Here is a 15,593-nt window from a genome sequence, read left to right as displayed (position 1 = left end):
TGATCCCGTGTGATGCCAGTCCTTTGACTGGCATTTTTGTATCTGCCTTCCTTTTTAATTTCTTAGTATTTTATAGCTTTGTGTATAAGCCTTAACAGTCTAATTTATTTTATGATAGCGCTGTCATTTTTGTTGGTGTATAGTTAAATATGTTATTTTAACGTTGCAATTGTATGCAGGGTAATTAAGTATTCACATGTGATGTGTGGTCTATATTGAGATAAATAACGCGATTAAATTCAACAACAATAAGAAGATTAAGCAGATGGAAGCAACCGTAGAATTTGAAGAAAAAAAACAGCAGAGCATTTTATTGCCGATGATATTGGCTGGTTCAATGTTCTTTATTTTGGGCTGTATTACGTGGCTCAATGGCGCGATTACCCCCTTTTTACAACAAATGCTTGAGCTTTCGCCTTTACAAGCTTCATTTATTATTTCGTCATTTTATATTGCAGTAACCATTGCAGGCATTCCTTCAGCAATGTTGATTAAGCGTGTCGGTTATAAAAATGGTATGGCCATAGGTTGTACTGTGATGGCGGCGTCAGCTTTGATGTATATTCCGGCGGCCAAAATGCAAATGATCGAAATATTCTTATTTGCTCAGTTAATGATTGGTGTCGGGCAAACAATTTTGCAAACAGCTGTGAATCCGTATGTTGTTAAAATGGGATCTGAGCAATCGGCCGCGGTACGTGTTTGTATTATGGGATTGCTCAATAAATTTGCCGGTGTGATTGTGCCTATAATATTTGCAGCTGTGGTGGTGAGTGGTGTTGTCGCGGATGGCGGTGAGTTATCTCAACAACAGAAAGATGCCATGGCTAATAGCTTAATTTTACCTTACATCGCAATAGCGAGTTTAATTTTTGTGTTTGCTTTATTTGCGAAGTTTTCACCGCTGCCTGATTTAGTATTTGAAGATGATGCAAGTAACGGCCAAGGTGAAATTAAAGAAACGCTCAGTCATCCACATTTAGTCTTAGGGGTGATTGGTATTGCGCTGTATGTTGCTGTTGAAGTGATTGCTGCCGATACTATTGGCTCGTACGCATTGGCGATTGGCGTTGCAGATTATTCGATGATGACCTCGTATACCATGGCGTGTATGTTAATCGGTTACGCAATAGGTATCGCGTTAATTCCTCGTTTTATGTCTCAGCAAAATGCACTGACTATGTCAGGAGTGGCGGGCATAGTTACCGTAATAGCCGTTGTAATGGGCAGCAATGAATCATTTGTGATTTCAAATATTCTTTTAGTGCCATTTGGTGGACCGCAATTGCCTGATCCACTTGTGTGTATTGCTTTATTAGGTTTTGCAAATGCAATGGTGTGGCCTGCAATTTGGCCGTTAGCGTTACAAGGGTTAGGTCGTTTGACTGGCACTGCGTCAGGTTTACTGATTATGGGTATTGCAGGTGGTGCGTTGGGGCCTTTATTAATTGGTTTGGGCAATATGGCGGGCTTAGGTGCACAGGGCGCTTATAGTTTGATGATCCCAAGTTACTTATTTATTATTTTCTATGCTTTAAAAGGCCATAAGATGCGTAGCTGGAAATAACCATTAAGCGTAGATTTGATGCTTCACAATTAAAAAGGCCAGTCACCTAAGTGACTGGCCTTTTTTAATGTCTGAGGTTAAGTGGTCATTCAATGTTAAGTCACTTCGTTGAGAGAGTTAGCATTCACGGCACTGAAATACTTACCTGACAAGATTTAAATCAAGAGGGAGCTAAGTCGCCCCCTATTTGGTTTGTTAGAGCTTAAATTGGCTCACGCTGTTAGTTAAATTATCTGATAACGTATTTAAATCACGGGCTTCATCAGCTAACTCGTTAGCATGCGCCGCGGTGTTGTTGACTAACTGGTTGATTGAAGTGAGGCTGGAATTAATGTCTTCAGCAACCATTGTCTGCTGCTCGGTAGCAGTCGCTATTTGATGACTTTGATCTTCTACTAACAGGACAGAGTCTGCAATTTCTTTAAGTGCATCGAGTACATTTTGAGTTTGCGTAACCGAGCCTTCAGCTTGTTCTTTACCTTGTTGCATCATGGTTGATGCTTGTTGGGCAATCTGTTGTAAACGAGAGATCATGTTGCGGATATTTTCGGTAGATTCTTGCGTACGGCTGGCAAGCGTTCTTACTTCATCAGCAACGACTGCAAACCCTCGTCCTTGCTCTCCAGCTCTTGCAGCTTCAATTGCCGCGTTAAGTGCCAGAAGGTTTGTTTGTTCTGCAATGGAGTTAATCACATCGACTACCGCGCCAATATTGCCAGATTCTTGCTCTAGCCCAGCGACAACTGACGAGGCTTCTGAAATATGGGCGGATAAAGAAGTCATTGTTAACTGGGCTGAGTTGGAAATATCCGTGCCTTTTGATGTGAGCTTTTGCACTGACTCGGCCGCTTTATTTGTCTGTTGGGCATTTTGTGATATTTCCATAACAGTCGCAGCCATCTCAGTGACGGCTGCACTTACGCTATCAACTTGTTGTTTTTCTTGTTGGATTTCGCGGTTAGTTGCGTTTGATACACGATTTAAGTGCGCGGATGCTTCAGCGACTTGAACTGCTTGCTCCGCAGTTGTCAGCAACAGGGCGCGTAACTTATTAATAAAGGTGTTCATATGCGCAGCCAGTTGACCGACTTCATCTTTGCTATCGATATTGATTTGTTTGGTAAGGTCGCCTTCACCTGATGCAATATCTTGCATTGTGCGGGTAAGCGTTAGCATAGGTTTGGTAATCATTTGGCTAGCGATCACAATCATAACCATGATGATCACTAAAATACCAGCAACCGTTAGACTGGTTGTCCATACCGCATCATTGACTGGCGCTTCAATTAAGCTCATTGGGATCAGCAAACCAACATACCAATCAAGCACGGGCTTTTCGAGTTGTAAACGTTGATAGGCAACGTAGTAATGTTGTCCTTTAAATTGCACTGTGCTGGCGCCTGATTTCATTTGGCGCATAAGTTGATTTAATGCTTTGAAGCCTTGTGTATCAGAGAACTGAGTTTCAAGGGCATCGAGGCCTTCTTTTCCTCGGCTACATTCATCTGTGATGCAAAGCTTGTGTCCGGTCTTTTTGGACAAGTGCACTACTTTTTGCTGGTTATCTAGTAAAAAACCAAATCCCTGATTTTGGAAGTTGATATCTTCGATCATTTGGCTGATTTTATTGAGTTGCAGATCCACGCCAGCAACGCCAATCAGTTTTCTATTTTGGTTATAGACAGTTTGCTGTACCACGGCTGACACATTACCTGTGGTTAAATCGACTGAAAGTGGGCCCACATATAATTGATCAATATTGGTTGCTTCTTGCCACCAACCACGTTTGTACGCGTAATATGGTTGGCCGTTGTAAACAGTGGTGCGCTCGTTTTCTTTAAAGTATTCACCAGTCAGTGCTGATGCAAAGAAGGCCGATAAAATATAATCATCATTTTGGCTAATGCGAACAATATCAGCATTCATTTCTTCGTAACCAGGTGATAGTGATAAATCCCCTTCACGAGTTTGCCAGTCACTGAACCAGTTGACTAAATGTGGATTTTTAACAAAGGTGTCAACAACACGACCATATTGAGCAAAAAAAGATTCAATCGAGAGTTTTTCTGATGAGATGTAACTACTGGCTTCTTTTTCGATTGCTGTACGAGAAAGGTACGCAATATGGTTGATGAGAAAAACGGATGCAATGATGAGTAAGATGGAAATTGTGCCACCAATTAGCAATAAGGTTTTATTACGCAGTGATATATTTTTTAACATTTTTATTCTCTACAGCTGTTGAAGGGGTAATATAATCACATCTAAAAAGTGAGTACTAGCGTATAAATAGGATGTTAATGAAAAAAGATGAGAAATCGGTTGTCATCCTAGGTACGGGGTGGTTAGGACAACATCTTAGAGCTGATTTTATCAGTAAAAAGTACCAGGTTGAAGCGACTGTACGCGATCCAATTAAAGCGGCCGAACAAGGGCTGAATTATTTTAATGTGACGCCTGACGGACTGTGTGATCATAATATTACATTGCAAAATGCAGTGTGGATCTGCTGTATTCCACCAAGTTTTAGAACAGCAGATCGGCATTATTTTACTGTATTAGAATCGGCGCTAGATTTGGCTGCCTCGCTAAACATGAAAGGCTTTTTATTGTGTTCATCGACAGGGGTTTATTCAAGTACCTCAACAGTGATGACAGAGTATTTACCTATTGATATTGAATCACAAAAGCAACAGTGGTTGCTTGAGGCTGAAGCTCGCGTACTTGAAAGCGAGCAAAACAAAGTGGTGCGTTTAGCTGGCTTAATCGGTCCAAAGCGTCACCCTGGCCGGTTTGTCGCGGGTAAAGTGCTAAGTTCAAGTGCCAATGAGCGAGTGAATATGATTCATCAGCTCGACGCATCGGCAGCGATTGTGCACTTGGTTGAAAAATGGGAACTTTCGCAGTCTATCTATAATTTAGTTACTCCTGATCATCCAACTAAACAGGCGTTTTATGCTGATGCTTGTGCTCAATTAGCCTCAGCTCCACCTCGATTTGAGTCTACTGACATTATTGAGCGAATAATCGATGGAAAAGCAATCGAAGCGCTTGGTTTTACGTACCGTTACCAAACGCTTAAAGATGCATTGACTGATTGCTAAAGTGATGCGCGTTTCATTGGAAGTGCTGGTACTTTTTACACCGTGAGCAAGGAAGCAAATCGCTCGGAAAATTTAGCGATTTTTGGGGCTATCATCACACTGCAATATCCTTGGTTGGGATTGGCGGTGTAATAATCTTGATGGTATTGTTCTGCGCCAAAAAACGTTGGCGCAGCACTGACCTCAGTCACTAAATTAATATTGAGTTCACGATTTAACTGTGCGATTTTTTGCGTGGTTGCCTGTTGTTGGTCAGCCGTGTGGTAAAACACCACACTACGATATTGAGTGCCAATATCATTCCCTTGACGGTTAAGTTGTGTGCCATCATGCAGCGTAAAAAACATCTCAAGTAAGGTCTCGAATGAGACTTGCTTATCATCAAATGTTATTTGCACGACTTCTGCGTGCCCTGTTAGCCCAGTACAGATTTGCTGATAAGTCGGTTGGTCGATGTCGCCTCCGGCATAGCCAGATTCAACCTTGTGGACGCCGGTTACTCGGCGAAAAGCCGCATCTATACACCAAAAACATCCTCCGCCAAAAGTGGCGACGGCTAGTTGTTTGTTATCCATGTTTAACATCCTCTGTTGATGTAATTGGGTGCTGTTGTTCTTGTTGCTCTAATTTATGCAATAAAAACTCAGGTGATTGGGTTTTTTTAGCAAAGGCATAATAGGCACACGGTACAATAAATAAGGTTAATATTGTTGCAGCAATGACCCCAGTAAAAATCACTATCCCAATGACCATTCGACTTTCTGAGCCGGGACCAAACGCGAGCACCAGAGGAACAGAACTCATAACTGTGGTCAATGAGGTCATGACAATCGGACGTAAACGCTGACTGGAAGCCTGAATAATCGCTTGTTGAAACTCAATGCCTTTATCACGAAGTTGATTGGTAAACTCTACAATCAAAATCCCGTTTTTAGCACTGAGCCCGATCAGCATCACAATTCCAATTTGACTGTAAATATTGAGGCTAGATCCGCTAAAGTGAAGCCCTAGCAATGCACCGACTAATCCCAGTGGGACAGTGAGCATGATTACAAACGGATGCACAAAACTTTCAAATTGTGCAGCGAGTACTAAAAATGTCACCGTCATCGCTAAAATAAAGACCGCCGTCATGGCTGATGCCCCTTCATAAAACAGTTGCGACTCACCTTTGTAGGCAATCGCGCCTTCGATATCGTTTTCTTCAAGTGCGATTTTATTTAAAAAATCGAGGGCGTCAGATAGTGGGTAGCCATCTGCTAAGTTTGCACTAATAGTAATTGCCCGCATGCGATCAAAGCGATTTAAACGGGCGGCAGTGGCACTCTCGTTTAAGGTAATTAAGCTATCAAGAGGGACAAATTCGCCAGAGCGTGAAGCTAGATAAATATCTGAAATTGCTTTGGGATCACTAAAATTCTCTTTGGTTCCTTTGATGATTACATCGTATTCTTCACCACGGTCAATAAAAGTTGTTACACGTCGTTGGCCAAGCATGGATTCTAACGTGCGACCAATTTCAGCGACTGAAATCCCTAAGTCAGCGGCTTTGTTTTTATCGATATTAACTAAGAACTGCGGAAACGTTTCTTTGTAATCATGATCGATTCGTACCAGACCAGGATTGTCTTGAGCACGAGCGATAATTTTATCTCGCCAGCTGGCTAGTTCTTCGTAATCATTGCCTTGTAATACGAATTCAATCGGGCGGCTATTACCACGTCCGCCAATGCCTGAGCGCATGATGGCAAAGGCACGCACATCGGTGACACTTTGCAGTTTACCGCTAATTTCATTCATTACTTGCCAAGTGGAGCGGGTACGATTTTCCCAGTCATCCATTCCGACAATTGCAACACCCCCTTGGCCGCCCCAGCCAGGCACGCGCACCAGCACGCGTGATAATTCGCCCGATTCAGAATAGGGCAGTAATTGTTGTTCTATTAACGCCATGTTAGCCGCGTTATTTTCATAGCTTGCGCCTTCAGGCCCATTCATCATGATAAAGAAAGTGCCACGATCTTCTTTTGGCGTGAGTTCAGATGGGAGCAACTGAACAAGCAAAATACTGGCCACGGCTGAGAGCATTAGCACCGCCAACATACTTTTTCTTTTTTGCAGATTGGCGCGTAAAACCGCTTGGTATTTTAGCTCTACTGCGCTTAAGCCCCGTTCAATAAGTTGATTAAATTTTGATTCTTTATTGGATGGTTTGAGTAGTTTGGAGCATAACGCGGGAGATAAAGTAAGTGCGGTGACGCTTGAAAAAATAACCGCAGCACTGACCGCCATCGCAAATTCAGTAAATAAACTACCGATCCGACCTTCCATAAATACCAAAGGCACAAACACCGCTATTAGCACTGCCGTGGTGGCAATAATTGCAAATCCGACTTCGCGCGCACCTCGATATGCCGCTAATAAACGAGGTTCACCTAACTCAATGCGACGATGGATGTTTTCGAGCATGACAATCGCATCATCAACAACCAAGCCGATTGCCAAGACTAAAGCAAGCAGAGTCAGTAAATTGATGGAGTAGCCCATCGCATACAAAAAGATAAAGCTACCAATCAGCGCCACAGGGACTGTTAAAGCAGGGATCAAAGTGGCGCGAATATTCCCAAGGAAGATGTAAATGACTAAAACGACAAGCAACATCGCGATAATGAGTGTGCGGTAAACTTCATTAATTGACTCACTGATGAAAATAGATGAATCATAGCTGTCTTCTATGGTTGTACCTTCAGGTAGGTTTAGCTTTATTTTATTGAGTTCTGCACGGGCATTTTCTACCACAGTTAATGTATTGGCTTGGGCTTGTTTTACAATCCCTAAACCAATCATATTTTTACCGTTGCCTCTAAAAAGGTTTTCCTCATCTTGTGCTTCGAGTTTTACATTAGCGACTTCACTTAAACGCACCAGATAACCATCATTTCCTCGTTTGATAACAAGGTTTTCGAAATCTTGCTGATTTTTGTAACTTCGCGCGGTGCGCACGGTAAAATCACGGTCGATTGATTCAATTTCACCGGCTGGTAGTTCAACATTTTCAGTGCGCAGCACCGACTCAATATCAGAAGCGGTCACGCCTCGGGCGGCCATTTCATCTCGATTGAGCCACACTTTCATCGCATAACGACGCTCGCCACCCACTCGCACATTGGCCACACCATCAACAACAGCAATGCGATCGACAATATAGCGCTGGGCATAATCGGAAAGCTCCAGAGAATTCATGGTTTGACTGTTGAGAACAAACCAAGCGATAGGGCTGTCATCACTGTCTGATTTCGTCACTTCTGGCGGGCGGACTTGATCAGGGAGGTTGTTTAACGCTCGTGATACTCGCTCACGTACATCGTTTGCTGCGGCATCAATGTCACGGCTGATATTGAATTCAATGGTGATATTGGAGCGGCCATTTCGGCTCGAGGACGTGATATTTTTTATCCCTTCAATGCCTGAGATCTGATTTTCGATAATCTGTGTGATTTTAGTTTCGATGATTTGTGAAGATGCACCAGGGTATGAGGTACTGATTGATACCACAGGTGTATCAATATCTGGGTATTCGCGCAGTGGCAGCATTGAAAATGCCACCAAGCCAAAAGTAAGTAAGAGTAAATTGATTACAATTGCAAAAACGGGACGCTTGACTGAGGTATCGGTGATTTTCACAGTGATTCACCTTTTACAACAACATCGCTACCAGGGCGAATTTTGATTATGCCTTCGGTGATCACTTGCTGACCGGCTTTCAAACCGCTTTTGATCGCAACATTACCGTGAATACGTTGTTCAATCACCACGGCTGTTTTAACGGCTTTACTCTCTTCAATAACATACACAAAATGCTGATCTTCGATTGGAATAATTGATTTTTCAGGGATAATGAGCGCATTTAATTCGGATAATTGCAGTGAGGCATACATTAACATACCAGCGCGAAGTTTTTTGTTTTCATTCGAAAAGCTCGCAGTAACAGGGATGCTTCGTGTTGTTGCGTTGATGCGAGAGCTAATGTTACTCAGCTGGCCGGTAAAGGTAATGCTAGGGTAAGCTGGGCTTGTTGCGTTTACAGTCATGCCTTCAGTCAGTTGTGCTAAATATTTTTCGGGTACGTTAAAATCCACTTTGATAACACTGATATCATCTAAAGTGGTGATGTCAGTATTGCTGTTGATATACGCACCGGCTGAAATCATGCGTTGACCTAATCGTCCAGAAAATGGCGCGGTAATGGTCATTTCTGATAATCTAATTTTCGCCGCGGCCAATTGAACTTGGGTTGCTTCAAAGCGAGAGCGTTGCTCTTCTAATAATGACTTAGCTGTTGATTGGGTTTTTGCGAGTTTATTTAGGCGCTCTAATTGGCGTTTTTCTTCTTTTAAGTTGATGGTAAGCTCTTCTACTCGAGCCGCTTCTTCAGCGTGATTTAATTCAACTAAGATCTGATTTTTTTCAACTTGATCGCCATCATCAAAAAACACGCTAGCAACATAATCGCTTTGTGCGCTGCGAATTATAATTTCTTGATTTGCGCGACTGGTACCTAGCGCTTGAATATCTATACTTTGAGTATGTAGTTGAGTTGTAATCGCTTTGACCGTGACAGGTTTCGCGGAGCGTGTTTGCGTAGCTGTTGCTGTGTTTGGTAAATATAAATATACGCAAATAGCTGCTAACAAGATGATTAAAAATGGAAAAAGAGTTTTGCCTGATTGTTGGTTGCGCATAGTATGGGTGTCATTATTTTTAGGGGATAAGTAGTTTACGTAATCCCATCTTAAAGTGATCTACCGTGCGTCTCATAAAATGGGCGTTTTAACGTAAAAAGCGAACAACTCTCGGTACAATTCTTACTGTAGAGAATAAAAACACAGTTCGCTATGTTTGTTCGATAAAAGAGGTTTATGTGAAAAATCGCTCATCTTGTCCTTATTGTCGTCGAATTCGTGCCATGTTGGTGTGGGCAGCACTCATGGCTTTAATGTACTTTAGCTTTTATATTTAAATACATTATGGACAAGAATATCCCGCTGTTAACTATTCGAGCGACAACCAATCAGCATGGCTTTGAGACTTTACTGGTCAGTGCAATTGGTTTATTTATATTGATGCTTACAATTCAACTTAAACCGGGAAGCATTTTACTTGCCGAAATCTTTTTAGTGAGTGCGTGTTTGGTGGGGCTTTTGGTTGGTTATTTTAAACTAGCAGAGCCGCGATTTAGTTTGATTTTTTACCCTGAAGCGCTCATCTTTATTCATAAGTATGGCTCATGGCAAGTGAGCCGCAAAAACATCGCACAGGTAGGCGTGCCGTCATTGACGCAGGATTTTGAGAGTAAAATGCTCAGCTGCGTGGCAATAAGGTTGTGTGAGTATGGCCATTTTTTAAATGAGCTGGCCCCGAGATTGTCGGGAAAAATATTGATCGAACAACGTCATTTTGTCCGTGAAGCTCTGATGGTGAAGGCTCAAGAGATGGATGATTTAGAAAGTTATTTAATCGAAGAGTCACTTTTCATCGCTGCTGACGGAGCCAAATATTGCGGGTTAATTGCAATGTTTGCCAATAGAATGATTAACTTACGGCAATTAATTGGCTATGATTTACTCATACCGCTTAATATGTTGGATCGGGCTCCTGAAGAGTTTGTTTATCTATTGAATCGCTGGCAGCGCGATCCGAAAAGCATAATGAGTGCAGAAACACAGAGCTAAAATGTCAATAAAAGTATGCAGGAACCAAGCATGAGTAGCGAAAAAGCTTATATTTTAAGTGGCCGAAACACGATTATTCATAAAGAGAAAAAATTCGATTTAGTATTAGTGAATGGCGACAAACACCCAAAAATTAAAGTCACTCAAAATGGATTAGTGCCATTTAAAGAAGAGTTGCCAAAAAATCGTCGCGATGCCAAAGAGCGTTATTTAGAAGTAATGTATATTTCGAGCCCTGATATTTTTAGTGAAGAGCGGTCACTCATTTTTGTGCAAGCTCTTGATGGTCGAGAATACAAGGTAGATTACAGTAAAGTGGGTACAAAATTGTTTGTACGTATTCATCAAGAAAGTTACCTGTAAATATTGTCCTCATTGGTAGGTTTTTTGCATAGCCTAATTTATTCAATAGGGTAGGATTGAGTTATGCAGCTTAAAGATATTATATTTTCTTTTTCACTCCTTGGTCTCGTTGCATGTGGTGGTTCAGATTCAAGTAATGAACAACCCACCTCACCTGTCGCGAGTATTAATGCAGGAGTCGACCAAACCGTTAATGAAAAATCCTCCATTTTGCTTAGCGGATTGGCGACGCCAGAAGGAGGAGAGTTTACTTGGAAGCAGTTAAGTGGCCCTATCTTGGCAGGCTTTCCAGCCACAGGAGCCACACAAACAGTAGTGGCACCTTCAATTAAGCTCAATACACAACTCATTTTCGAGTTGCAATATACCACTACAGATAAACAAGTCCTCACGGACACCATCACAGTGTCGGTTACGGCTGTTAATCAATTACCGATTGTATCGATAACACAAACTGAGCCTGCCCAGTTGCCGTCTAAATACAATGACTCTATCGTACTTAGTAGCGAAAACTCAGTCGACCCAGATGAAGATGGTTCATTAGAAGTGTTTCGTTGGCAACAAACTGCCGGGCAATCATTGACCATCAGCGACTTTAATTCGTCAACTCTTACCTTTAAGCACCCTTTATTGGAGCAAGATAATCAAGTTCAATTTAGTTTGACTATTACCGATGATGAAGGAGGCAGTCAGACTAACTTTTATGATGTGTTATTACGAAAAACCACCAAAGTGATTGCAGTGCAAGCAGGGGAGGCTCAAACAGTACGAGAGTTTGATACCGTGACCCTTGATGCTAGTCAATCAACAGTCTTAACAGAATCTTTTTCTTGTTATTGGCAGCAAACTCAAGGTTTAACGATGAGCCTGATTGATGCAAATTTATGCCAAGCTCGTTTTATCGTGCCTGATATAGATGTGGCAGAGCAGCTCTCATTTTCAGTCATGGTCACCGATAACAAAAATCGCAGTGACAGTGGCGAGACTCAAGTCAATATTCAGCCAATTCCTTTAGGGGTCAACAATGATTCTGGGGTCGCTCAATGTTTCGATAATACAAAAATTGTGAGTTGCGGCAATGTCGACTTTCCTGGTCAAGATGCTGAAATAGGCCGAGATGTGGTCGCTGATTATCTTGATAAAGTAGGCGCAGGCAACCTCGCGTTTGATTTCACTAAGCTTGATGAGTTTGCCGATGAGCTACCTGACTCTGCAACTAACTTTAGCTGTGTCCGAGACAATGTCACTGGGCTTATTTGGGAAGTTAAACAAGCCAATACTGGCTTATTACCCAACACTCAATTACGCGAGGGGCAAAACCACTATACCTGGTTTTTCACCGGAGAAGGTAACGGAGGGGTCGAAGGGGTGGCTGGTGCGGCTAATTCTACTTGTCCAAGTGCGATTGATTGTGGTATTGAAACTTATGTCAATCAGGTTAATGCTCTAAATTTTTGTGGAGCAAATAATTGGCGTATTCCTACCTATAATGAATTGATTGGGATTATGGATTTGGCCCCACAAGGGAGCGGCCCACTGCTTGATAATCGGTATTTTCCAAATGCACCATCGCATACTTTACTCGGTCATTTACGGTATTGGACGCGAGAAACCAGTGTTGATGGACAAAGCTTAAGTGTTGCGTGGATTTTAGATTTCCAAAGTGGCAATGATTTGGCTTATCCAAAAGCGCAAACTGCGTTTATCCGATTAGTTAGGCAGCCATAGGAGTTGATGATGAAATTTTTAAGTGTCCTTTTTATGTTTGTGTGCCTCCCAACCATGGCGCAAACTTGTTATAGCTCGGATTTAATTCCAACAACCGATACCGAATCGTTCAAAGTGAATATTGACGGGACGGCTGAAGATTTACGCAGTGGCCTAATGTGGATGCGTTGCAGTTTAGGGCAAACATGGCAAAGTGACAGTGCATCTTGCTCAGGAGAGCCATTACAAATGACTTGGCAACAAGCTTTGTTAATGGCTAAAAGTGAAGTATTTGCTGATTACCAAGATTGGCATTTACCAAGCTCTAAGGAATTGGCAACACTTGTGGAACGCAGCTGCGTCGATCCGTCGATTAATCAGGAGTTATTTCCTGCAACGGTGTCTGAAAACTATTGGAGCAACACAACAGGAAAAGATATGCCTGATCATGCGTGGGCGTATGCTTTTTACAGCGGCAAAAATAATTTAAAGCGTAAAGAAGCTGATGTGTTTGTACGATTGGTTCGTTTTGCTAAATAACCCCCACGCGCTTATTTATTTTGAAAGCGATGAGGCAGTTTGTTACTCTTGACGCTCTAGGGGGATAGATGACAACACAGCTGTTTAAATCAATATTCATTCAATTGACAATATTATTGCTATTTTTTCATGGTTTTGGGCTTAAAGCACAAGAGCAATGTGATGTGCAGCTTGGTCATGGTCTGATAATTACAGAAGATGTGATCCGTATTGTTGACCGAGGTCAGACACGCGTACAAATCAATAATGATAACCAGTTGTTTATTAAAGGGCGATGGAAAGTACTTGATGAGCAAAATAGCCAAGTGTTACGTCAATACAGTTTAGGCCTGCGCGATACCGTTCCTGAAATCGTATCACTTGCTACCGATGGCGTTAATCTTGGACTGACCGCGATTGAGCAAGTTGTCACAGGATTCAGCGATAAAGAACCTGAAGTGCTCAAAGATCAGCTTAAATACGTTGAGCAAGCACTGATGGAGCGTTTTAAAAAAGGCGATGACTTCTTTTACATTGCCCCACAATCATTATCTAAGTTAGATGACTTCTTTGAAAAAGAGATCAGTGGGAAAATCCATTCTGCCGTTCATGGCTCACTGGGGGCTATTTTAGTTGCTTTAGGGGATGCGTTTGAATCAAACGAAGGCAATATTGAAGAGCGGATTTCTGGTATGGGTGATCGCATGGATATCATAGCCAAAGAAATCGATCGCTCTTTGCAACTCAAAGCTGAACAATTAGAAATGAAAGCAGCAGAATACTGTGGGTATTTAAAAATCCTTGATGAAACAGAAACGCAGCTGCAACAAATTGTTCCGCAATTACTTGAGTTTGACTTAGTCCAAGTCAAATAGTGACAGTGAATAAGAAAAAGGATGCGAGCGCATCCTTTTTTACGTTATAGCTCGAATTTATTTATTTCTTTTTCTAGCTGAGTGATCAATAACTTAATTTGATCACCTGAGCTATGCGCTTGATGCGAGACCTCAGCGGTATTGGCTGCGGTATCTGAAATATTGACCACGCGCTGCGCCGAATCCTCACCTGCTTCAAGTTGCTCTTTTGCTGCTACAGATATTTGATGACTCATCGATGAAATAGCCGAAAGTGAATGGGCTATTTTTTCGAGTTCTTGTGAGACTTTTTGTGATTTCGTTACTGTTTCTTCGCTGGTGGCGATACTTTGAGTGACAGAGTGTTTGGCATCTTTAGTGGCATTTTGTAACTTTGAAATCATTTGCTGAATTTCTTCAGTACTGGTTTGTGTACGTTGTGCGAGCTGTCGAACTTCATCGGCAACCACGGCAAAACCACGGCCCTGATCGCCAGCCCTTGCGGCTTCAATTGCTGCATTGAGCGCCAGTAGATTAGTTTGTTCAGCAATACCTTGAATCACAGACAGTACGCTATCAATGTTGGTGACTTCATCATCCAAAATTTGAATGTTATTGCCTGCACTTTCAATTTGCTGTTCAAGTAATGCTATGGTTTTGGCCGACTCTTCTGTCAGTGAGAAAGCACTTTGCCCTTGACGCTCAGCCTCTTTAACAGACTCTGCCGCTTGTTCCGCGTGGCTCGATACTGTGCCAGCTGAAGCTGATAGTTGAGTAATTGTCGCGGCAACAATTTGTGTTTCATGACTCATATCGTGTGTGAGTTGGTCAAGCTCTGTTGAGCGTTTGTCTGATGCTTTGCTTTGGTCATTTAAAGATGAGGAGACTTCTTTAATGCTATGAACCACATCTTGCAAGGCTTGTTGCATGTAATTCATCGCACCAATGATGCTATCGGCAGGTGCATCATGGTATTTATTGTTAGTTTTAAGATTGCCACGTGAGACATTCTTCACCACCGCGAGTACATCGTCGATTTCGGCGCCAAGGTTTTTGATTAACGCAAAGCCGAACTTAGCTAAAATCCCTGACATCACCGTTGAAATAATCAGCGCGTAGGTTAATAGCCATTTCGCTGTTGACCAATAACGTTCATCGACTTCTTTTGCACTGATACCTGTACCAACATACCAGCCCCAACCTTTGGTTTTTTGTACAACAGAGGTTAAGTCGACGATTTCGCCATCGCGTTCAGAGTTCCAATGATAAGTGATGATTTGGCTAGTTTTGTTGCCGACCAATCGTTCAACCATGCGGCCAATGCTCGCTCCGCTGGCATCTTTAAAGTCATTAAAACTACTGCCGTGGAGCTGCGGATCATGGGGTGTTGCAACGAAATCTAATTGTGCATTAACGACATATACATACTCAGAGTCGTGGTATTTATTTTCTCTAAGCATTTGTGTGGCATAAGACTTGGCTTGTTCTTCAGTGAGCTTTCCTGATTGGGCCAGTTGTTCAAACTGAGTGACAATATTGGTGGTGCTTTTCATCAATTGGTTGATGCGGGCAATATTATCAGCTTCACTTGCGTGGCGCATTGCTTGTAAGCCGAGGAGGGCAATGCTGACTAACGCGATGAATAACAACCCAACAAAAAAACTAATCTTTGACTTCAAACTAAGGGAATTCAAAATTTTGCCATCCTAATAGTAATACTGTTTACAATAGATAATAGCGTTTTATT

12 protein-coding genes are annotated in these 15,593 nt (G+C 42.2%); 7 read left to right on the top strand and 5 right to left on the bottom strand.

Annotated elements, in window-relative coordinates; translation table 11 throughout:
• The first annotated feature begins 265 nt into the window (after positions 1 to 265).
• Positions 266 to 1,567, top strand: a complete 1,302-nt coding sequence (gene nagP, locus PULV_RS06905) for an N-acetylglucosamine MFS transporter NagP (protein ID WP_086744663.1) — start codon at positions 266 to 268, stop codon at positions 1,565 to 1,567.
• A 195-nt stretch (positions 1,568 to 1,762) separates the two neighbouring features.
• Here the strand turns inward: nagP and PULV_RS06900 are convergent, their stop codons facing one another.
• Positions 1,763 to 3,790: a methyl-accepting chemotaxis protein gene (locus PULV_RS06900; protein ID WP_086744662.1), complete on the bottom strand. Its 2,028-nt coding sequence runs from the start codon at positions 3,788 to 3,790 to the stop codon at positions 1,763 to 1,765.
• A gap of 77 nt (positions 3,791 to 3,867) precedes the next feature.
• On the opposite strand from PULV_RS06900, the gene PULV_RS06895 reads away from it, so the two are divergent.
• On the top strand, positions 3,868 to 4,671 hold the full coding sequence (locus PULV_RS06895; protein WP_086744661.1) for a Rossmann-fold NAD(P)-binding domain-containing protein: 804 nt from the start codon (positions 3,868 to 3,870) through the stop codon (positions 4,669 to 4,671).
• Positions 4,672 to 4,706: 35 nt separating this feature from the next.
• Here PULV_RS06895 and msrA read toward each other — a convergent pair whose 3' ends face one another.
• The 3 genes from msrA to PULV_RS06880 are packed head-to-tail and all read right to left on the bottom strand — an operon-like array spanning position 4,707 to position 9,413.
• Positions 4,707 to 5,246 carry a peptide-methionine (S)-S-oxide reductase MsrA gene (gene msrA, locus PULV_RS06890; protein WP_086744660.1) on the bottom strand — a complete coding sequence of 180 codons (540 nt, stop codon included), beginning with the start codon at positions 5,244 to 5,246 and terminating at the stop codon, positions 4,707 to 4,709.
• Entirely contained in the window at positions 5,239 to 8,355 is a 3,117-nt protein-coding gene (locus PULV_RS06885; protein ID WP_193331246.1) for an efflux RND transporter permease subunit, read from the bottom strand. The genes msrA and PULV_RS06885 overlap by 8 nt, the downstream gene beginning before the upstream one ends.
• Complete coding sequence (locus PULV_RS06880; protein WP_193331245.1) at positions 8,352 to 9,413, bottom strand: efflux RND transporter periplasmic adaptor subunit; 1,062 nt, start codon at positions 9,411 to 9,413, stop codon at positions 8,352 to 8,354. The genes PULV_RS06885 and PULV_RS06880 overlap by 4 nt, the downstream gene beginning before the upstream one ends.
• 285 nt (positions 9,414 to 9,698) lie before the next feature.
• On the opposite strand from PULV_RS06880, the gene PULV_RS06875 reads away from it, so the two are divergent.
• From PULV_RS06875 to PULV_RS06855, 5 genes are all read left to right on the top strand, one after another.
• Positions 9,699 to 10,403, top strand: a complete 705-nt coding sequence (locus PULV_RS06875) for a DUF2982 domain-containing protein (RefSeq protein WP_086744657.1) — start codon at positions 9,699 to 9,701, stop codon at positions 10,401 to 10,403.
• 30 nt (positions 10,404 to 10,433) lie between these two features.
• Positions 10,434 to 10,766: a hypothetical protein gene (locus tag PULV_RS06870; RefSeq protein WP_086744656.1), complete on the top strand. Its 333-nt coding sequence runs from the start codon at positions 10,434 to 10,436 to the stop codon at positions 10,764 to 10,766.
• A gap of 63 nt (positions 10,767 to 10,829) precedes the next feature.
• A complete protein-coding gene (locus tag PULV_RS06865) occupies positions 10,830 to 12,494 on the top strand; it encodes an Lcl C-terminal domain-containing protein (protein ID WP_193331244.1) in 1,665 nt (554 codons plus the stop codon).
• 9 nt (positions 12,495 to 12,503) lie between these two features.
• Complete coding sequence (locus PULV_RS06860) at positions 12,504 to 13,013, top strand: Lcl C-terminal domain-containing protein (RefSeq protein WP_217895806.1); 510 nt, start codon at positions 12,504 to 12,506, stop codon at positions 13,011 to 13,013.
• 68 nt (positions 13,014 to 13,081) lie between these two features.
• A complete protein-coding gene (locus tag PULV_RS06855) occupies positions 13,082 to 13,867 on the top strand; it encodes a YggN family protein (RefSeq protein WP_086744653.1) in 786 nt (261 codons plus the stop codon).
• Between the two features lie 44 nt (positions 13,868 to 13,911).
• On the opposite strand, the gene PULV_RS06850 is transcribed toward PULV_RS06855, so the two are convergent.
• Positions 13,912 to 15,543, bottom strand: a complete 1,632-nt coding sequence (locus PULV_RS06850) for a methyl-accepting chemotaxis protein (protein ID WP_193331275.1) — start codon at positions 15,541 to 15,543, stop codon at positions 13,912 to 13,914.
• Positions 15,544 to 15,593: the final 50 nt, after the last annotated feature.

Source organism: Pseudoalteromonas ulvae UL12, from assembly GCF_014925405.1.
Lineage (GTDB): Bacteria > Pseudomonadota > Gammaproteobacteria > Enterobacterales > Alteromonadaceae > Pseudoalteromonas > Pseudoalteromonas ulvae.
This window is presented reverse-complemented; position numbering and strand designations above follow the sequence as displayed.